The organism is Streptococcus sp. HMSC36C04 (assembly GCF_001839535.1).
Lineage (GTDB): Bacteria > Bacillota > Bacilli > Lactobacillales > Streptococcaceae > Streptococcus > Streptococcus hominis.
Genome location: NZ_KV841588.1, coordinates 1 through 18922 on the forward strand (window position 1 = coordinate 1; position 18922 = coordinate 18922).

Here is an 18922-nt window from a genome sequence, read left to right on the forward strand (position 1 = left end):
AAACTATTCAAATAATTAAAAAAATTTTAAATAGGTAAAACCTGAGATATATTCTCATAATTCTATCATCATCACTCTCATAAAAATGCAAACTGAGAATATAATATATAGAAAGGTTCTCAAATTAAAAATCAGAAGTTCTACTAATGTGTACTTCTGTTTTTTTGGCTTTACATCAACTTTTTATTATATTTTAGTCAATTATTCATCATAAAAAACAATCTTGTGTCAAATTTGCCCCACACTTTCCTATGAAGTTATAGCACTTGTAATCCCAATAGATCTTTATCTGTATAAAAACGACTCTCACATTAACTTTTCGTTTTAGAGCTGAAAGAATAGGCTTTATTTGAACTTTTCTCAATTTGAGTGTTATTTTTCTGCTAAAATTGAGAAAATTAGGACTTGAGATTCAAAACCTGACGATTACTAGCATATTGTGAAAAATTTTGTTAAGATAGAAAGCAATTAGGAGGAAATCATGGATTTAGTAGAAATTAGAAAAGAAATTGATCAAATAGATGCAGATTTGATTGCCTTACTAGAGAAAAGAATGGCTTTGGTGAGTCAAGTTGCTCTCTATAAACGTCAGACTGGAAAAGCTGTATTAGACACTCAGCGAGAACAAGTAATTTTAGAGAAAATTGCAAATAGTGTACATGAAAAACAGTACGAAGAAAGCATTGTTCAGACTTTTTCTGATATTTTGAAACATTCGCGTGCTTATCAAGACCAACACGTCTAATAATGAGGGCGATAAAATGAAAAAGGTAGATAGCGTAGAATGGCTTGATATTGGAAAGCGAACAGTGGCTATTACAGTGTTATCCATTTTTATAGGTCTAGTAGTTGGGATTATTGATGCGATATTTGGGCGAACCCTTATCTTTTTAAGCGATATTCGTTCTATGTATCCACTCTATTTGATTCCTTTTTTAGCTGTTGCGGGATTAGGGATTGTATTTCTTTATCAAAAGTATGGTGGAAGCAGTAGCAAAGGGATGACCTTGATTTTTGATGTAGGACATGGTGTAGAGGAACATATCCCAAAGCGCTTAATTCCTTTGGTTATATTGACAACTTGGATGACGCACCTTTTTGGTGGCTCAGCTGGTCGAGAAGGAGTAGCAGTACAATTAGGAGCAACAGTTTCTCATCGGTTTGGCAAGAAATTTTCTATCCCCAACACTTCAAAAATCTTTTTAGTCGCAGGAATGGCTGCTGGTTTTGCTGGACTGTTTCAAACACCGCTGGCGGCAATTTTGTTTGCAATGGAAGTCTTGGTTGTAGGAACCATGCAACTGACGGCTCTGTATCCTGCAATGATTGCTTCCTTTGTTGCTTCTTGGACATCGCATGCGTTAGGGCTTGAAAAGTTTGTACAACCAATTTCTGTGCATCTGGTATTGTCACCGACGCTTCTTATCAAATTAGTGTTTCTCGGAGTTCTATTTGGACTTTGCGGCAATTTATTTGCTTATGCTCTCTCATGGAGCAAAAAGAAAGCAGCAATTATTTTTCCAAATCCCTACAAACGGATTGTGGTGATGGGAGTTGTCTTGAGCATTGTTTTTTTACTGTTGGATAAAGGACGATACTCAGGGCTTGGAACAAATTTGATTGCAGCCAGTTTTGCTGGTCAGCCCGTCTATGTATATGATTGGCTCTTCAAATTACTTCTGACAGTTTTGACATTAGCTGCTGGCTTTCAAGGCGGAGAAGTGACACCGCTTTTTGCAATTGGTGCAAGCTTAGGTGTGTTGCTAGCGGGTTTATTTGGACTTCCAGTTGGTTTGGTTGCTGCACTAGGTTATGCTGCTGTTTTTGGAAGTGCAACATCTACTTTTTTAGGACCTATTCTAATCGGCTGTGAAGTATTTGGCTTTACTAATTTCCCCTATTTTTTCATAGTGTGTGCGGTGGCGTTTTCTCTATATCGTCAGCATTCGATTTATGGAGCTCAAAAAATTCGATATTAAAGCATGTTCTCCTGCGAGGTTTTGACTTGTAGGAGATTTTTATTTTGTGTTATACTAGAAAAAGCAATATTAGAAAAGGGAAATCATGACAAAAGCAGATACTATTTTTAAAGAAAATATTCGAAAAATCTTGACTGAAGGTGTTTTTTCTGAAAATGCTCGCCCTCGTTATAAAAACGGGAAAGTGGCTAACTCTAAGTATATCACCGGTTCTTTTGCTGAATACGACTTGAGCAAGGGAGAATTTCCTATTACAACGCTTCGCCCAATTGCTATCAAATCAGCAATCAAAGAGGTGCTCTGGATTTACCAAGACCAATCCAATAGCTTAGATATTTTAGAAGAAAAGTACAATGTTCATTATTGGAATGATTGGGAAGTGGGAGATACTCGCACGATTGGCTTACGCTATGGCGCTGTTGTTAAGAAACATGATATTATCAATAAAATCTTGAAACAGCTAGAAATCAATCCTTGGAATCGACGAAATATTATCTCGCTTTGGGATTACGAAGCATTTGAGGAAACAGAAGGTCTATTGCCTTGTGCTTTTCAGACCATGTTTGACGTACGCCGTGTAGACGGTGACATTTATCTGGATGTAACTCTGACACAACGCTCAAATGATATGTTGGTAGCTCATCACATCAATGCCATGCAGTATGTAGCATTGCAAATGATGATTGCCAAGCATTTTGGCTGGAAAGTTGGTAAATTATTTTATTTTGTCAACAATTTGCATATTTATGATAATCAATTTGAACAAGCTGAAGAATTACTTCGACGTGAACCAACTAACTGTACGCCACGCTTGGTTTTAAATGTTCCAGACGGAACCAACTTTTTTGATATTAAAGCAGAATATTTTGAATTAGTTGATTATGATCCTGTTAAGCCGCAGTTGAAATTTGATTTAGCGATTTGAGAATGAAGTAATTTTCAGATTTTCAAAATCTAAAAAATAAAGGGCTGTATCTAACTATTTTCACCAGACATCATAAAAGAATGGATTTCTTGTGCGATATAAATTAGTGTTGATTTGATAGTTAAAGTCAGCCTTTTTTTGTGAAATTTGATAAAATAGAAATATCAATTCAAAGGATGAGGAAATGATAAAGAAAATTGTAGCTATTTGGGCGCAAGATGAGAATGGCTTGATTGGGCGAAACAACACATTGCCCTGGCATTTACCAGCTGATCTCAAGCATTTTAAAGAAATGACAACTGGGCAGGCTATTTTAATGGGGCGAGTGACATTTGATGGGATGAACCGCAGAGTATTGCCCAATCGCACGACAATTATTTTGACGAGAGACAAATCATATCAAGCAGAGAATGAGCGAGTTCTGGTGTTTCATGATGTTGACTCGGTTATGAAATGGTATGAGACTCAGGAAAAAACTCTTTATATTATCGGCGGCGGTCAGATTTTTTCTGCGTTCGAGCCCTTAATAGATGAATTAGTTATTACCCGTATTCATGCTAGTGTACAAGGTGATACTTATTTCCCGAAAGATTTTGATATGACGAAATTTCAGGAGTTGTCTCATCAGTTTCATGCCAAAGATGAAAAGAATGAGTATGACTTTACTGTCACAACTTTTCAGAGAAAGGAGTCGTAATGGAACGTAGTATTTTCGGATTTTTTACGGCTCTTTTGTGTGTCGTTTGTGTTATGGCGGCAACGCAAGCTTTTCGTAAAAAACGGTATGGATTGTCAGTGCTCTTTTGGCTGAATGCTTTTACAAATTTAGTGAATAGTATTCATGCTTTTTATATGACCTTATTTAAATGAGAAACAGAATAAACAACGAATAGAATTGGAGTGAAAAATGCCTACAAATCGTACGAACGAAATGATGGTTTATTGTTCTTTTTGTGGTAAAAGCCAAGAAGAAGTGCAAAAGATTATCGCAGGAAATAATGCCTTTATTTGTAATGAATGTGTGGAATTAGCACAAGAAATCATCAGAGAGGAACTAGCAGAAGAAGTGCTAGCAGACTTGTCAGAAGTGCCAAAACCACAAGAACTACTCAATATTTTGAATCACTATGTGATTGGACAAGACCGTGCTAAGCGTGCTTTGGCTGTGGCTGTCTACAATCACTATAAACGCATCAATTTTCATGATAATCGTGAAGATGAGGAAGATGTCGAATTGCAGAAATCCAATATCCTTATGATTGGTCCAACTGGTTCTGGCAAGACCTTCCTCGCTCAAACTTTAGCAAAAAGTCTGAATGTTCCTTTTGCGATTGCAGATGCGACAGCTTTGACAGAAGCTGGGTATGTCGGAGAAGATGTTGAAAATATTCTCTTGAAACTCTTGCAAGCAGCAGATTTCAATATTGAGCGTGCTGAACGTGGTATCATCTATGTAGATGAGATTGACAAAATTGCGAAGAAAAGCGAAAATGTCTCTATTACTCGTGATGTGTCTGGTGAAGGTGTTCAGCAAGCACTCCTCAAGATTATTGAAGGAACTGTAGCCAGCGTACCTCCGCAAGGCGGTCGCAAGCATCCTCAACAAGAGATGATTCAAGTAGATACGAAAAATATTCTCTTTATCGTTGGTGGTGCATTTGACGGTATTGAAGAAATTGTCAAACAACGTCTAGGCGAAAAAATTATCGGTTTTGGTCAAAACAACAAGGCCATTGATGAAACTAGTTCTTATATGCAAGAAATCATCTCTGAAGATATTCAAAAATTTGGCTTGATTCCTGAATTGATTGGTCGTTTGCCTGTGTTTGCAGCGCTTGAGCCTTTAACAGTTGATGATTTGGTGCGAATCCTTCGCGAACCAAAGAATGCTTTAGTGAAGCAATATCAGACTCTTCTTTCTTATGATGATGTCAAATTGGAGTTTGATGATGATGCTCTTCAGGAAATCGCTAACAAGGCCATTGAACGCAAGACAGGTGCGCGTGGATTACGTTCGATTATCGAGGAAACTATGATGGATGTCATGTTTGAAGTTCCAAGTCAAGAAAATGTGAAGCTGGTACGGATTACCAAGGAAGCAGTTGACGGAACGGATAAGCCGATTTTAGAAACAGCATAAAGAGGTGTGCAATGGAAATTAACACACACAATGCAGAAATTTTGCTAAGTGCAGCCAACAAATCTCATTATCCGCAAGACGAGATTCCTGAAATTGCCCTTGCAGGACGATCCAATGTTGGAAAATCTTCCTTTATCAATACATTGTTAAATCGAAAAAATTTAGCTCGAACTTCTGGTAAACCAGGAAAAACGCAACTGCTTAATTTTTTCAACATTGATGATAAGCTCCGCTTTGTGGATGTCCCAGGCTATGGTTATGCTAAAGTTTCTAAAACAGAACGAGCGAAGTGGGGCAAGATGATCGAGGAATATCTGACGAGCAGGGAAAATCTTAGAGCAGTTGTCAGTCTAGTGGACGTTCGCCATGAGCCAAGTACAGACGACGTACAAATGTACGAATTTCTCAAATATTATGAAATACCAGTCATTGTCGTAGCCACGAAAGCTGACAAAGTTCCACGCGGCAAATGGAACAAGTATGAATCAGTCATTAAGAAAAAGTTAGATTTTGATAAAAATGATGATTTTATTATTTTTTCATCTGTTAATAAAGATGGTTTAGATGCAGCTTGGGATGCGATTTTGGAAAAAATTTAGGAATTGAAGAAAAACTGAGAATCATTTTCTCGGTTTTTTATAATGAATCTGTCACTAAATTGTAACTAAGAACTGGGAATTTTATGTTATAATCAAAATATATTATACTGGAGAAATAAGCTATGAGAAAGAAAAAATTGAAAAAAGGAATTTTAACAGTTCTAGCTTTGGTGACCGCTGCTTTATTGGTTAGTGCAGTTTTGTCCAAGCAAGTTCACCCAGCTAGTGCCAATGACGAGACTTACCAACGTCCGTTGACCCAAACAGAAGTGTTTATTTCACAAATTGGTGAGACTGCTCGTCAATTGGGACAAGAGAATGATTTGTATGCTTCGGTTATGATTGCACAAGCCATTCTGGAAAGCAATTCTGGACGTTCCGCTTTGTCAGCCGCTCCTCATCATAATTTATTTGGCATCAAAGGACAGTATGCTGGTCAGTCAGCCACAATGCCTACACTAGAAGATGATGGACAAGGAAATAGTTATAATGTCAATGCAGAATTTAGATCCTATCCAAGTTATGTTGAATCTTTACAAGACTATGTGGCGATTTTAAAACATAGCCGCTACACTTATGCTTGGAAGAGTAATACGACTAGCTATATGAATGCGACTGCTGCTTTAACAGGTGTCTATGCAACGGATACAAGCTATAATGTTAAGTTGAATAATTTGATTCAACAATATAATTTGACACAATACGATGTACCAAATGTGCAAGCAACCAATGTTGCAACAACTAACAAAGTCTACAATCCTTATCGCCAACAATACACAACACAAGAAGTGTTAGATTTGGATGTTGCTTGGGCAAATCGTCATCAATAATATTTTATTTGAAAGAAATTTAGTAGGAGAGAGCGACATCGTTCTTCTCCTTTTTATCTGGAATTCATCTAACAAAAATTCTCCTATAAAAATAATTGTATCCGCTAACAAATCACAGAGAAGGCTAGATTATGATAAAATAGAACTAGTTTTGTGTAGGAAAAGAGATTTCATGAAAGATTTATTTAAATATTTTAAAGGTTATATCAAGGAATCCTTGTTGGGGCCACTTTTTAAATTATTAGAAGCTAGTTTTGAACTATTGGTGCCAATTTTGATTGCAACAATTGTGGACCAAACAATCCCTAAAAAAGATAGTGTGCATCTTTATACCATGGTCTTTTTGTTGGTTGTCCTAGCATCATTTGGTGTTGTTGTGGCGGTTATTGCTCAATATTATTCTTCAAAAGCAGCGGTAGGATTTACACGTCAATTAACTAAAGATTTATATCAAAAAATCATGCGTTTGCCAAAAGCTAGTCGAGATAGCTTGACGACATCTAGTCTGGTCACTCGTTTAACAAGTGATACTTATCAAATTCAGACTGGTATCAATCAATTTCTTCGTCTTTTTTTGCGCGCGCCGATTATTGTTTTTGGCTCAATAATCATGGCATTTTTGATTAGTCCAAGTATTACAGTCTGGTTTTTACTCATGGTTGTCATCCTAACGGGCATTATCTATATCATGTCACGCTTGGTGAATCCGCTTTACGCTAAAATTCGCCAGATTACAGATAAAATTGTCAATATGACACGCCAGCAACTGCAAGGTATGCGTGTTATCTGTGCCTTTGGGCAAACAAATAAAGAAATTCATGAGTTTAGAGATACCAATGAAATTTATAAGACCTGGCAGATAAAAACAGGAGTTTGGTCTAGCTTGATGAGCCCGTTGACTTTTTTAGTGGTAAATAGCACGTTAGTCATGGTTATTTGGCATGGGAATCTAGTTATTGGACAGGATTTGCTGACGCAAGGGAAATTAGTCGCTTTAGTCAATTACCTTTTGCAAATTTTGATAGAACTGTTGAAACTAGCTATGCTCGTCACTTCTTTGAACCAAAGTTACATCAGCGCTGGACGAATCCAAGAGGTTTTTGAACAGGAAGAGGAAGATGTACTAGCAGAACTGTCAATACGGCATTCTGTTGGTGCTCAATCTATTTCTGCCGAAAATGTTACCTTTACCTATCCACAAGCTGCTAGTCCAGCTTTGGAAAATATTTCGTTTGACGTACTATCTGGTCAGACTTTGGGAGTGATTGGTGGAACAGGCTCAGGAAAATCAACCTTGGTGCAGCTCTTAGCGCATTTGTATACGATTGATACTGGTCAGTTGGCTATTTTCAAAAATGGTCGAAGCCCTCGAAATCTTAAAGAATGGCGCACTTGGATGAGTTTGGTGCCACAAAAAGCAGAATTGTTCCGCGGAACGATTCGCTCAAATTTATTGCTGGGTTTGGAAGACAAGGTGACGGATGAACAACTTTGGTGGGCTCTTGATATTGCGCAGGCTAGTGACTTTGTACAGGAAAAAGAAGGTCAGCTAGATGCAGTAGTAGAAGCTTTTGGTCGGAATTTTTCCGGTGGTCAACGCCAACGGTTGACGATTGCGCGCGCTATTTTACAAAAAGCACCTTTTCTGGTGCTGGATGATTCCACTTCGGCACTTGATTATTTAACAGAAGCTAAACTATTGCAAGCGATTAAAGAGCAGTTAAAGAACACAAGTTTGATTTTAATTTCACAGCGAACCAATAGCTTGCGTGCAGCTGATCAGATACTTGTCTTGGACAAGGGTCGGCAGGTCGCTCTTGGCAAACATGAAGATTTGCTTCAAACGAGCGCTATTTATCGAGAAATTCATCTCTCACAACATAGTAAGGAGGAAAAGCATGAAAACGAGGTATTCTAAAAGTGGTCTGAAACGCCTTGCAAGTGATTTGTTGCAACAGCGCTGGCTTTTCCTACTAGCTACAATTGGAACAATTGTTCAGGTTGCTTTGACCATTTATTTGCCAATTTTGATTGGGAATGCAGTTGATAGTGTTCTACTTCCTGATGCAAGTCAGCATTTGCTTCCAATTCTCTCGAAAATGGGTATGGTGATTGTTGCCAATACAGCGATTCAATGGCTCAATCCTTTAATCTATAATCAGTTGATTTATAGTTATAGTCAGAAACTTCGGGACGCAGTTATTCAAAAAATTCATCGACTTCCCTTGGCTTATCTTGATCATCAAGGGAGTGGTGATTTAGTGAGTCGCTTGACGACGGACGTGGAGCAGTTAAATAATGGTCTGCTCATGGTCTTCAATCAGTTTTTTGTAGGCGTGTTGACTATTCTTGTAACGATTGTAACAATGGCAAGGATTGACTTTTTCATGATGATATTAGTCTTGCTTTTAACTCCCTTATCTATGCTGATTGCGCGTTTTATTGCCCGTAAAAGTTACAAGCTGTTTCAAAAACAAACAACAGCTCGAGGGCTGCAGACGCAGCTCATTGAAGAAAGTTTCTCTCAAGAAAGTTTGATTCACAGTTTCAATGCCCAAGAGCAATTCATTACGGATTTTACAAAGGGCAATGAGAACTATGCGGACTATTCTCAGGATGCTATCTTTTATTCCTCTACTGTCAATCCAGCGACGCGCTTCGTGAATGCTCTTATTTATGCCATTGTTGTTGGATTTGGTGCGGTTCGTATCATTAATGGCTCTAGTTTCACAGTTGGACAATTAGTGACATTCTTAAATTATGTCAACCAATACACCAAACCATTCAACGATATTTCGTCTGTTATGGCTGAATTACAAAGTGCCCTTGCTTGTGCAGAGCGCCTGTACATGATTTTAGATGAAAAAGAAGTTGTAGAAACTGGAAAAGAAGAACTCACGAGTGAAGCAGTACAGGGTGCGGTTCATTTTGAGCACGTCCGTTTTGGTTATGAAAAAGATAAACCCTTGATTCACGATTTAAACATGACCGTTCCAGCAGGAAGCAAAGTTGCTATTGTCGGGCCAACTGGTGCTGGAAAATCGACTTTAATCAATCTCCTCATGCGTTTTTATAATGTAGATGCGGGTAAGATTAAGTTAGACGACAGAGATATTACAGATTACACCAGAGTTTCATTTCGCCAGCAGTTTGGTATGGTTTTACAAGAAACATGGCTGAAGACGGGGACAATTCATGAAAATATTGCTTTTGGGCGACCAGAGGCTAGCCGAGAAGAAGTAATTGCAGCAGCTAAAGCTGCTAATGCTCATTTCTTTATTCAGCAATTGCCACATGGCTATGATACTTATCTAGCAGATGCAGGAGATTCTTTGTCACAAGGACAACGGCAGTTATTGACCATTGCGCGTGTTTTTCTAGCGGTTCCTAAAATCCTGATTTTGGATGAAGCAACCTCCTCTATTGATACGCGGACTGAAGTACTCATTCAAGAGGCTTTTAATAAGCTCATGGTAGGGCGAACCAGTTTTATCATTGCTCATCGCTTGTCTACCATTCAGAATGCAGATATCATTTTAGTGTTGGTTGACGGAGATATTGTGGAATATGGCAGTCATCAAGAGCTGATGCAAGCACAAGGCGTTTATTACCAAATGCAGACAGCTCAAGGGAACTTGGCTGTTTAAGATCGACTAGGAGAACAAACTTATAGCTGTTCTTTGCGGACCAGCTCTATTCCTGTCTCAGTCAAGCGATAGATTTTCTGACAAACTTCTTTGAGAAAGGTGCGGTCATGTGAAACGGTAATGATAGCGCCGTTATAATCTGTAAAAAGTTTTCGTACTTGTGGCTGAGAAGTGGGAGAAAAGTTGCGTGTCGGCTCATCTAGCAACAAGACATTTGCTTGATCTAATACCATTTTTAGAAGCAGTAATTTAGCTTTTTGTCCACCAGATAGCTGGGAAATAGAATGTTGCACTTCATTGCGCGTGAATTGCAGACTGGCTAGGTGGGTGAGGATTTTTTCTCGCTCAATACCCTCTCTTGTGGATGTTAGAAAATCTATTGGAGAATCGACTTCGTTTAAACTATCAGGATAGTTTTGAGGCATATATCCTAGTGTAATGCCTCTCTTTTCTTTCAGTAGATGTCGCAGTTCTTTGAGAAAAGTAGATTTACCGACACCATTTTTACCAATAATCCCAATCTTTTCCTGCCCTAAGAGTTCAAAATTTATATTTTGGGCTAAAGTGCGCTCTCCTACCTTCAAACACATTTGCTCGAGAGTGACTACTCTTTTTGTAGATGGCAGAGGAGTGATAGCAGGAAATTTCAGATTGATAGCATCTGCCTGTATTGGCAATTCTGTCAGTTCAGACGCTTCTCTCTCAAATCGTTTGCCTTGCGAGAGGACATTTTTCATTTTTTTAGCCACTAATCTCCCAGCCGTGCTATCATGAGTGTTGCGCAGCACGTGCTCCACACTTTGTTTGACACGGCGATGTTTTTCCATTGTTTTTTGATATTCTTCTCGTTCTTTTTTTGCATCTTTAGTTTGCTTTTCAAATGCGATCTGTCTTTGCTGGCTGTAATTTTCATAATCAAGATTCTGTACGGTCGTCCGAGCTTTTTGCTTTTTCTTAACCAATTCCAAATGCACGATTTTTGTTGCTGCATGACTTAAAAGACTTTCATCATGTGAAACAAACATGACTGTTTGAGGTGTATTTTGCAAAAAATTCTCCAGCCAAATCATAGTATCGATGTCTAAATCATTAGAAGGTTCATCTAAAAAGAGAATGTCCCAATTTGTAGAGAGGATTTTTAAAAGCTGCACTTTTAATGTTTCACCACCGGATAAAGTGGCTATTGTTTGCTGACTAGTAAAACGTTCGCTATCAAAATGTAATTCTTGAGCAAAGCGGTAAAGTTTGCTGTAATCTAAGTCTACGTTCAAATCGCCAAAGAAGTAGTCGTTGAGGGAGAGCCTTCTTTCATTTTCAGGCAAAGTTTGCGGCAAATAAGCATAATGACTATAGCTTTTCTGAATCTCTCCGGTATAGCTAATATAATCTGAAACAAATCTTTCATCCATAAGTAGTTTTAGAAGGGTTGATTTTCCATTTCCTTCTTCTCCGATAATGCCGGCTTTATCGCCTGCATTGACAGTAAGTGATAAATCGCTAACTAAGTCTTTCAAATCTTTTAAATGGGTAATAGTTAAATGTCGAATTTGTAGCATACAAGTCTCCTTTTGATGTTCATTGTCATTTTAGAGCTAAGAAAAACAGCCCTATTTATCTAGTAGAGCTGTTCTTGTTTTTGGATTGCCAACAAACATTGCAAAACAGAGTAGTTTGCAACGACTATATTTATCATTGAGAAGTTTGAAAAAATTTTCTTTTATGAAAAATAGGCAAGAGCATAACAAAAAATCTACTAGATAAAGTTTCCTTTAAGCAATAGATTTCTTGTACATAGACTCCTTACCTCCAAATTTTACTGATTTTAGTGTAGCAAAAAAGGCGTTAAATGTCAAAAGAGTATCGAGAAAAAAGTTTGTCACCAACAATAAATTGAATATAAATACAAAAAAGAATTTGGGACAAAAAGATTTCAATTTTTAAAAATCTTAATTATTAAGCCCTTCTAATCTATAATTAAATGCGAAAAGCGAATAAAGCAGAATTCTGATTACCAGAAAACTAGTTTTGTTCGCTTTTTATATTTGAGGTTGGACTTTTGTCCCATCCTCTAAAGTAGTATTACACATTCAAGACTTTGTCCAAGAAGTCTTTGAGGCGTGGGTGTTGTGGATTGTCAAAGATTTGGTCGGGTTTGCCGTCTTCTAAGAATTCTCCGTCAGCTGTAAAGATGACACGGTTGGCTACTTGACGAGCAAATCCCATTTCATGAGTCACGATAATCATGGTCATGCCTTGCTTGGCCAATTCTTTCATAACATTGAGAACATCTCCGACCATTTCGGGGTCAAGAGCGGAAGTAGGTTCGTCAAAGAGCATAATATCAGGATTCATAGCAAGTCCACGTGCAATCGCCACACGTTGTTTTTGTCCACCTGAGAGACTGTCTGGCATGGCATCAGCTTTATCAGAGAGCCCGACTTTTTCTAATAGCTCCATACCAAGCTTTTCTGCTTCGGCTTGTGTCATTCGCTTGTGCTCGACAGGAGCAAAGGTGATATTTTCCAAAACTGTCATGTGAGGGAAGAGATTGAAGTGTTGGAAAACCATGCCGATATTTTCACGAACCAAGTCGACATCTGTTTTTTTGTCAGTTAGGTCGAAACCGTCCACGGTAATAGAGCCGCTTGTAACTTCTTCAAGCAGGTTTAGGCTACGTAGAAAAGTTGATTTTCCAGAGCCAGAGGGGCCGATGATGCAGACCACATCTCCTTCATAGAATTTTGTTGTGATTCCTTTTAGGACTTCATTTTCCCCATAGTATTTATGCAAATCATTGACATCAATTTTTAATTTAGCCATTATTTAATCCTCTTTTCTAAGCGTTTTGCAAGTCTCGTTAAAAGAGTGATGATAATCAAGTAAAAGACTGCTAGGATAGCATACATTTTGAAGCTTTGATAGTTACGAGCAATGATGATTTTACCTGTTTGGAAAAGTTCAACAAGACCGATAGCAGAGACGATTGTAGTATCTTTCAAAGCAATAACAAACTGATTGACGAAGTTTGGTAACATGATTTTTGTTGCTTGTGGCAAAATAATCTTTCTCATGGTTTTTGAGTAAGAAATACCAAGACTTCGACTGGCTTCCATTTGTCCAGTTGGAACAGCTTGAATCCCACCACGGACAATTTCTGCAATATAAGCACCTGCATTGAGAGAAAGAGCAATTGTACCAGCTACAAAATCGTTAATCGGACTTTGATGCCCTGTCATTGATTCAATGAGATTTGGAATGCCCCAGAAGATAAAGGCTGCGAGAATCATAAGTGGGATTCCACGGATGACATCCACGAAGATTTCTGAGATGACGCGGAGGGCTTTGACGGGACTCACGCTAAACATTCCAAAGATGATGCCGATGACCATAGCAATAGCAAATGACAGAAGCGCAAGAGCAATGGTGATACCAAGTCCGCTTAACAATTGTTTATAGTTGTTTTGGAGAAGCCCCCAAATGGTTGTTTCATCAACTGTACTGTCTGAAGAGCTAGAAGCAGAGCTGGTCTTTTTCAAATATTTATCAAGAATTTTTTGATATTGACCGTTCTTTTTAATATTTGCCAAACCATTGTTAAACATTTGGATCAATTCAGGATTACTACCTTTTTTCACTGCAAAAGCAGTATCTCCGATAGGGGTTCCCTTGATTGGAGTTTTTAGTTTTTGACCTTGACTAATGGAATATTTGACAACAGGTTCATCGTCCATAACGGCGTCCACAGAGCCAGAGTTTAAACTGTCATACATAGAAGAAGCGTCAGCGAATGTCTTGATTTTATAGCCATACTTGTTTTGATTTTCTGTTAAGAAGGTTTGCGAAGCAGTACCATTTTTTACGCCGACTGTTTTGCCTTTCAAGTCTTTATATGAAGCAATTGTGCTAGATTCTTTAACAGCAAGGATTGCATTTGCAGTATAATATGGTTCTGAGAAATCAAAGGTCTCTTTACGAGCATCTGTCACAGACATTCCTGCAATCATTCCATCAGCTTGTCCAGATTGTACAGCATTTAAAGCGGCATCAAATCCGGGATTTGTGATTTCAATTGTGAAACCTTGGTCTTTGGCAATGGCTTTTATCAAATCCATGTCAATCCCAGTATATTTATTGTTGCTGTCTTGGAAGACGAATGGTGCAAAGGAAGAGTCACTCGCAATGGTATATGTTGATTTTACAGGAGTAGCTTTTTGACCAGCAGGAGTAGTGGTTTCTGGAGTAGAACTAGTTGTTTTCGTAGTTGTAGAACTTGTCCATTTTGTGATGATTTTGTCAAGAGAACCATCTTTTTTCATTTGAGCAAGTGCTTCGTTAAATTCTGTTATCAGATATTCATACTTGCTTCCCTTTTTGACACCAAAAGCAAAACTACCAACAGCTTCTCCTTTTATAGAGATTTTTAAATTTTGACCTTGTTTAATAGCATACTCAATGACTGGTTGGTCGTCCATCATGGCATCAATCGAACCAGAATTCAAGCTGTTGTAAGTCAAATCAGTTGTGTCAAATGTTTTGATAGTAAATTTGTATTTGTTTTTGATTTTTTCTAGAAAGCGTTGAGAGGCAGTTCCGTTTTTAACCCCAACAGTTTTCCCTTTTAATTGGGAATAACTGCTGATTGTATTGGCTTTAGTCGTTGCAATGACAACTTTTGTATCATAATAAGTATCAGACATAGTGAAGACTTTTTCGCGATCTTTGGTCTTTGTCATGCCAGCCATGATAGCATCTGCTTGACCAGACTGAACAGCGTTAACGGCTGCGTCAAAGCCAGGGAAAGTCATATTGATGTCCCAACCTTTTAGTTCAGCAACTTTATTGATGATATCTACGTCAATACCTTTATAAGTTTGATCGGAATCTTTAAATTCAAAAGGTGCGTAAGCTGTATCAGATACCACTTTGATTGTATCGGCATGAATGCTTGTTACAGCAAAGAGTGGTAGTAAAGCTAACAAAAAAGCTATAATTTTTTTCTTCATGAGTCTCTCCTTTAAAGAATATTTTTAAATTATACCAAAAATATCTTTAAAATACAAATATTTTGTATTTTTATGTTAGATTTTATAACATAGACGAAAATTTCTTTTTTGATTTGCGTAAAATAAATATGATATAATAATCAAAAAAAGGAAAGGAGATTTTATGTTTCAATCTCGTATGCTTGATAATGTGAAACAGTCCCGTTACATTCCACCTATTTGGTTGGCAGTTATTCTCTCGATTGTTTTTGTTTATGGAGGTGAAATTGTCGGCGGGCTTGCATTGGTTCCAATTTCGATACTGCTGGGTCTTGTGTTTGGCCTTGTTCATTCTGGGGCAGGCTTTGTAATGATACAAGAACTGATATCGCATTATATGATTTTCATTCAACTCTTCCTCTTTTTCTTTATTTCTTTGGCTCTCTTTCTTTGGGTGAAATGCGTTGAAAAAAGACCTTTTTCAAGTCTTGGTTTTTTTAAGGAAAATTGGTTTAAAGAATTAGGAAAAGGTTTTTTGATTGGAGCGGCACAGTTTTCTCTCATAGTTGTCTTACTTTTGATGACAGGTGTAGGTAGGTTAGAACTCAACCATCTTAGTTTGGAGCCATTTCTCTTTATCATCGCCCTGATTCCGTTTTGGATGTTACAAGGAGGAACAGAAGAACTGGTGACGCGTGGTTGGCTATTTCCGACAGTTACTGCCAAGTCAAATATTTTGGTCGGTATTTTAATCTCTGCTAGCCTATTTGGTGCTCTCCATTTACTAAATCCTGGTGTGACGCTTCTTTCGATTGTCAATATTATTCTCGATGGTGCTTTTGCTTGTTTTTACATGCTAAAAACTGACAATATGTGGGGGCTGGCTGGTATTCACGGTGCTTGGAATTTTGTTCAAGGTAACATTTATGGTATTCAGGTCAGTGGTCAGGGAGCAGAAACTTCCGTCTTTGCTTACAATACGAAATCCAACGTAGATTGGCTTTCGGGTGGGGCTTTTGGAGCAGAAGGATCTATTTTCACCAGTCTGGTGTTAATTCTCAGCATTTTCTATCTGTATTGGTCTCTTAAAAAAGAAGATAAATTACCAGCAGCATTACAATTTAGAAAATCAAATCTCACTTAGTTTTACTAGGTGGGCTTCTTATTATCCTAAGTCAGTGATATTTTTAGAAATATGATAAAATAAGAGAAGATTGTATAGAGGAAAAGAATAATGATAAATAGAATTACGGACAATAAATTTAAACTGGTTTCTAAGTATGAGCCCTCAGGAGATCAACCACAGGCGATTGAGCAATTAGTGGATAATATAGAGGGTGGTGAGAAAGCTCAGATTCTCATGGGAGCGACAGGAACTGGGAAGACCTATACTATGAGTCAGGTTATTCAAAAGGTTAATAAACCGACCTTAGTCATCGCTCATAATAAAACTCTGGCAGGTCAGCTTTATGGGGAATTTAAGGAATTTTTCCCTGACAATGCGGTCGAATACTTTGTGTCTTACTATGATTACTATCAACCGGAAGCCTATGTGCCTTCCAGTGATACCTATATTGAGAAGGACAGCTCTGTCAATGATGAGATTGACAAGCTTCGTCACTCAGCAACTTCGGCTCTCTTGGAACGCAACGATGTGATTGTAGTGGCGTCAGTCAGCTGCATTTATGGTTTGGGTTCGCCTAAGGAATACTCCGATAGCGTTGTCAGTCTGCGGCCGGGTTTAGAGATTTCACGGGATAAACTTCTCAATGATTTGGTGGATATCCAGTTTGAGCGTAATGATATTGATTTTCAGCGGGGGAAATTCCGGGTGCGTGGTGATGTAGTAGAAATTTTTCCGGCTTCTCGTGATGAGCATGCTTTTCGAGTAGAGTTTTTTGGTGATGAAATTGACCGTATTCGAGAAGTAGAAGCGTTGACGGGACAAGTTTTGGGTGAAGTGGATCATTTAGCAATTTTCCCAGCTACTCACTTTATGACAAATGACGAAAATATGGAGATTGCTATTGGCAAGATTCAAGCGGAATTAGAAGAACAACTAGCCTTTTTTGAAAAGGAAGGGAAACTTTTAGAAGCTCAGCGGCTGAAACAAAGAACTGACTATGATATTGAAATGCTGCGCGAAATGGGCTACACGAATGGCGTAGAGAATTATTCTCGCCATATGGACGGACGGAGCGAAGGTGAGCCACCTTACACTTTACTAGATTTCTTCCCTGATGATTTTTTAATCATGGTGGACGAAAGTCATATGACGATGGGGCAAATCAAGGGTATGTATAATGGTGACCGCTCACGGAAGGAAATGTTGGTTAATTATGGATTTCGCTTGCCTTCTGCCTTGGATAACCGCCCGCTGCGTCGGGAAGAATTTGAAAGTCATGTGCACCAGATTGTCTATGTATCTGCGACACCGGGCGACTATGAGCGGGAGCAGACGGATACAGTGATTGAGCAGATTATTCGACCAACTGGTCTGCTGGATCCAGAAGTCGAAGTGCGTCCGACTATGGGTCAAATAGATGATCTTTTAGGCGAAATCAATGCGCGTGTTGAAAAGAATGAGCGGACCTTTATCACAACGTTGACTAAAAAGATGGCAGAAGATCTGACGGATTACTTTAAAGAAATGGGAGTTAAGGTCAAATACATGCACTCAGATATCAAGACCTTAGAGCGGACAGAAATTATCCGCGACCTGCGGTTAGGTGTCTTTGATGTTTTAGTCGGAATTAACCTGTTGCGTGAGGGAATTGATGTGCCAGAGGTTAGTCTGGTTGCCATTCTTGATGCAGACAAGGAAGGTTTCTTACGTAATGAGCGTGGTTTGATCCAAACCATTGGTCGGGCTGCCCGTAATAGTGAAGGCCACGTCATCATGTATGCTGACACAATCACAGATTCCATGCAAAAAGCTATGGATGAAACTGCCCGCCGTCGTCAGATTCAAATGGCTTATAACGAAGAACATGGTATTGTACCGCAAACAATCCAGAAAGAAATCCGTGACCTAATCAGTGTGACAAAATCTGCTCTACCAGACAAGGGAGAAGTGGTAGATATTGAAAGTCTTAACAAGCAGGAACGTAAAGATATGATTAAGAAACTAGAGGGACAAATGCAAGAAGCTGCCGGACTTCTGGACTTCGAACTGGCGGCACAGATTCGGGATATGATTTTAGAGATAAAGGCGATGGATTGAAAGGATAAATAGAAGAATGAGTGAAGCTTCTTTAATAACAGTTATCAGTGTAATGATTTCTAGTGTTATTTCAATTGTTGGTTTTATTGTAACTTATTTTTCAATGAAGCAGAGTTTCCAGAATGAACTTAAGCGTAATAGAGATACATTAGCACTGGAGAACATGTCCAAAATTCCTTATAAAGTTTTAGCGCTTTTTGATGAAATGATTGAAATCAATTCTTTAAAAAACGCTAAACTCAAAGAAAAGAAACAAGAAGAAAATTTGAAAATCTTTAAAGAGATAATTAATACAATCTACTCATACGGTTCAAAAGAGTCTATAAAGATAGTATCGTTAATGCAAAAAGAAAACTATGAGGCTGCGGTTAAAAGAATTACTCAAAATGAATATCGGATGATGGCTATCTATGTACTACTTGCTACACAAATTAAATATGATGTTACTTCAGCTGTCATTAGTCCGAAATATTGGTTTATAATGAAGTTGAATGATTTCGACTCGCAAGAAAAGAGGATTTCTGAAGCGACAAACAAGTTAATAGATGAGTTAGGGCTAGATAAGAACTTTATGATGTGAAATTTAATTGCTGAAAG

At 38.2% G+C, this 18922-nt stretch carries 16 protein-coding genes; 13 read left to right on the forward strand and 3 right to left on the reverse strand.

Going from position 1 to position 18922, the window contains the following annotated elements:
• Nucleotides 1–481 precede the first annotated feature (481 nt).
• The 10 genes from HMPREF3249_RS04125 to HMPREF3249_RS04165 all read left to right on the forward strand — a co-directional run bounded on the left by HMPREF3249_RS04125 (nucleotide 482) and on the right by HMPREF3249_RS04165 (nucleotide 10120).
• Entirely contained in the window at nucleotides 482–745 is a 264-nt protein-coding gene (locus HMPREF3249_RS04125; protein ID WP_049533340.1) for a chorismate mutase, read from the forward strand.
• A gap of 16 nt (nucleotides 746–761) precedes the next feature.
• The gene (locus tag HMPREF3249_RS04130; protein ID WP_059220647.1) at nucleotides 762–1979 is read left to right on the forward strand and encodes a chloride channel protein; all 1218 of its coding nucleotides are present in this window, start codon (nucleotides 762–764) and stop codon (nucleotides 1977–1979) included.
• A gap of 85 nt (nucleotides 1980–2064) precedes the next feature.
• A complete protein-coding gene (locus tag HMPREF3249_RS04135) occupies nucleotides 2065–2904 on the forward strand; it encodes a thymidylate synthase (protein ID WP_049533338.1) in 840 nt (279 codons plus the stop codon).
• A gap of 184 nt (nucleotides 2905–3088) precedes the next feature.
• Entirely contained in the window at nucleotides 3089–3601 is a 513-nt protein-coding gene (locus tag HMPREF3249_RS04140) for a dihydrofolate reductase (RefSeq protein WP_003042235.1), read from the forward strand.
• Nucleotides 3601–3774, forward strand: coding sequence for a hypothetical protein (locus HMPREF3249_RS09420; RefSeq protein ID WP_003024903.1), 174 nt, complete (start codon nucleotides 3601–3603; stop codon nucleotides 3772–3774). The genes HMPREF3249_RS04140 and HMPREF3249_RS09420 overlap by 1 nt, the downstream gene beginning before the upstream one ends.
• 37 nt (nucleotides 3775–3811) lie before the next feature.
• Nucleotides 3812–5044 carry an ATP-dependent Clp protease ATP-binding subunit ClpX gene (clpX, locus tag HMPREF3249_RS04145; RefSeq protein ID WP_003042329.1) on the forward strand — a complete coding sequence of 411 codons (1233 nt, stop codon included), beginning with the start codon at nucleotides 3812–3814 and terminating at the stop codon, nucleotides 5042–5044.
• A gap of 11 nt (nucleotides 5045–5055) precedes the next feature.
• A complete protein-coding gene (yihA, locus tag HMPREF3249_RS04150; protein ID WP_003027978.1) occupies nucleotides 5056–5643 on the forward strand; it encodes a ribosome biogenesis GTP-binding protein YihA/YsxC in 588 nt (195 codons plus the stop codon).
• A 122-nt stretch (nucleotides 5644–5765) separates the two neighbouring features.
• Complete coding sequence (locus HMPREF3249_RS04155; RefSeq protein WP_003027979.1) at nucleotides 5766–6473, forward strand: glucosaminidase domain-containing protein; 708 nt, start codon at nucleotides 5766–5768, stop codon at nucleotides 6471–6473.
• 172 nt (nucleotides 6474–6645) lie between these two features.
• A complete protein-coding gene (locus tag HMPREF3249_RS04160) occupies nucleotides 6646–8391 on the forward strand; it encodes an ABC transporter ATP-binding protein (RefSeq protein ID WP_049533337.1) in 1746 nt (581 codons plus the stop codon).
• The gene (locus HMPREF3249_RS04165) at nucleotides 8372–10120 is read left to right on the forward strand and encodes an ABC transporter ATP-binding protein (protein ID WP_070867493.1); all 1749 of its coding nucleotides are present in this window, start codon (nucleotides 8372–8374) and stop codon (nucleotides 10118–10120) included. The genes HMPREF3249_RS04160 and HMPREF3249_RS04165 overlap by 20 nt, the downstream gene beginning before the upstream one ends.
• Before the next feature lie 20 nt (nucleotides 10121–10140).
• Here HMPREF3249_RS04165 and HMPREF3249_RS04170 read toward each other — a convergent pair whose 3' ends face one another.
• From HMPREF3249_RS04170 to HMPREF3249_RS04180, 3 genes are all read right to left on the reverse strand, one after another.
• On the reverse strand, nucleotides 10141–11676 hold the full coding sequence (locus tag HMPREF3249_RS04170) for an ATP-binding cassette domain-containing protein (protein ID WP_049533335.1): 1536 nt from the start codon (nucleotides 11674–11676) through the stop codon (nucleotides 10141–10143).
• Between the two features lie 523 nt (nucleotides 11677–12199).
• A complete protein-coding gene (locus HMPREF3249_RS04175) occupies nucleotides 12200–12940 on the reverse strand; it encodes an amino acid ABC transporter ATP-binding protein (RefSeq protein WP_022525918.1) in 741 nt (246 codons plus the stop codon).
• On the reverse strand, nucleotides 12940–15123 hold the full coding sequence (locus HMPREF3249_RS04180) for an ABC transporter substrate-binding protein/permease (RefSeq protein ID WP_059220650.1): 2184 nt from the start codon (nucleotides 15121–15123) through the stop codon (nucleotides 12940–12942). Before HMPREF3249_RS04180 ends, HMPREF3249_RS04175 begins: the two co-directional genes overlap by 1 nt.
• Nucleotides 15124–15286: 163 nt before the next feature.
• Here HMPREF3249_RS04180 and HMPREF3249_RS04185 point away from each other — a divergent pair, with 163 nt between their 5' ends.
• The 3 genes from HMPREF3249_RS04185 (at nucleotide 15287) to HMPREF3249_RS04195 (ending at nucleotide 18905) form a co-directional block, all read left to right on the forward strand.
• On the forward strand, nucleotides 15287–16246 hold the full coding sequence (locus tag HMPREF3249_RS04185; protein ID WP_003027985.1) for a CPBP family intramembrane glutamic endopeptidase: 960 nt from the start codon (nucleotides 15287–15289) through the stop codon (nucleotides 16244–16246).
• Between the two features lie 90 nt (nucleotides 16247–16336).
• On the forward strand, nucleotides 16337–18325 hold the full coding sequence (gene uvrB, locus HMPREF3249_RS04190; RefSeq protein WP_003027986.1) for an excinuclease ABC subunit UvrB: 1989 nt from the start codon (nucleotides 16337–16339) through the stop codon (nucleotides 18323–18325).
• Between the two features lie 16 nt (nucleotides 18326–18341).
• Nucleotides 18342–18905, forward strand: coding sequence for a hypothetical protein (locus HMPREF3249_RS04195; RefSeq protein ID WP_003027987.1), 564 nt, complete (start codon nucleotides 18342–18344; stop codon nucleotides 18903–18905).
• Nucleotides 18906–18922 lie beyond the last annotated feature (17 nt).

What these genes read in the sequence shown, in the direction of transcription:
- HMPREF3249_RS04125 (WP_049533340.1), top strand. Translation starts at nt 482, where the DNA reads ATGGATTTAGTAGAAATTAGAAAAGAAATTGATCAAATAGATGCAGAT.
- HMPREF3249_RS04130 (WP_059220647.1), top strand. Translation starts at nt 762, where the DNA reads ATGAAAAAGGTAGATAGCGTAGAATGGCTTGATATTGGAAAGCGAACA.
- HMPREF3249_RS04135 (WP_049533338.1), top strand. Translation starts at nt 2,065, where the DNA reads ATGACAAAAGCAGATACTATTTTTAAAGAAAATATTCGAAAAATCTTG.
- HMPREF3249_RS04140 (WP_003042235.1), top strand. Translation starts at nt 3,089, where the DNA reads ATGATAAAGAAAATTGTAGCTATTTGGGCGCAAGATGAGAATGGCTTG.
- HMPREF3249_RS09420 (WP_003024903.1), top strand. Translation starts at nt 3,601, where the DNA reads ATGGAACGTAGTATTTTCGGATTTTTTACGGCTCTTTTGTGTGTCGTT.
- clpX (WP_003042329.1), top strand. Translation starts at nt 3,812, where the DNA reads ATGCCTACAAATCGTACGAACGAAATGATGGTTTATTGTTCTTTTTGT.
- yihA (WP_003027978.1), top strand. Translation starts at nt 5,056, where the DNA reads ATGGAAATTAACACACACAATGCAGAAATTTTGCTAAGTGCAGCCAAC.
- HMPREF3249_RS04155 (WP_003027979.1), top strand. Translation starts at nt 5,766, where the DNA reads ATGAGAAAGAAAAAATTGAAAAAAGGAATTTTAACAGTTCTAGCTTTG.
- HMPREF3249_RS04160 (WP_049533337.1), top strand. Translation starts at nt 6,646, where the DNA reads ATGAAAGATTTATTTAAATATTTTAAAGGTTATATCAAGGAATCCTTG.
- HMPREF3249_RS04165 (WP_070867493.1), top strand. Translation starts at nt 8,372, where the DNA reads ATGAAAACGAGGTATTCTAAAAGTGGTCTGAAACGCCTTGCAAGTGAT.
- HMPREF3249_RS04170 (WP_049533335.1), bottom strand. Translation starts at nt 11,676, where the DNA reads ATGCTACAAATTCGACATTTAACTATTACCCATTTAAAAGATTTGAAA.
- HMPREF3249_RS04175 (WP_022525918.1), bottom strand. Translation starts at nt 12,940, where the DNA reads ATGGCTAAATTAAAAATTGATGTCAATGATTTGCATAAATACTATGGG.
- HMPREF3249_RS04180 (WP_059220650.1), bottom strand. Translation starts at nt 15,123, where the DNA reads ATGAAGAAAAAAATTATAGCTTTTTTGTTAGCTTTACTACCACTCTTT.
- HMPREF3249_RS04185 (WP_003027985.1), top strand. Translation starts at nt 15,287, where the DNA reads ATGTTTCAATCTCGTATGCTTGATAATGTGAAACAGTCCCGTTACATT.
- uvrB (WP_003027986.1), top strand. Translation starts at nt 16,337, where the DNA reads ATGATAAATAGAATTACGGACAATAAATTTAAACTGGTTTCTAAGTAT.
- HMPREF3249_RS04195 (WP_003027987.1), top strand. Translation starts at nt 18,342, where the DNA reads ATGAGTGAAGCTTCTTTAATAACAGTTATCAGTGTAATGATTTCTAGT.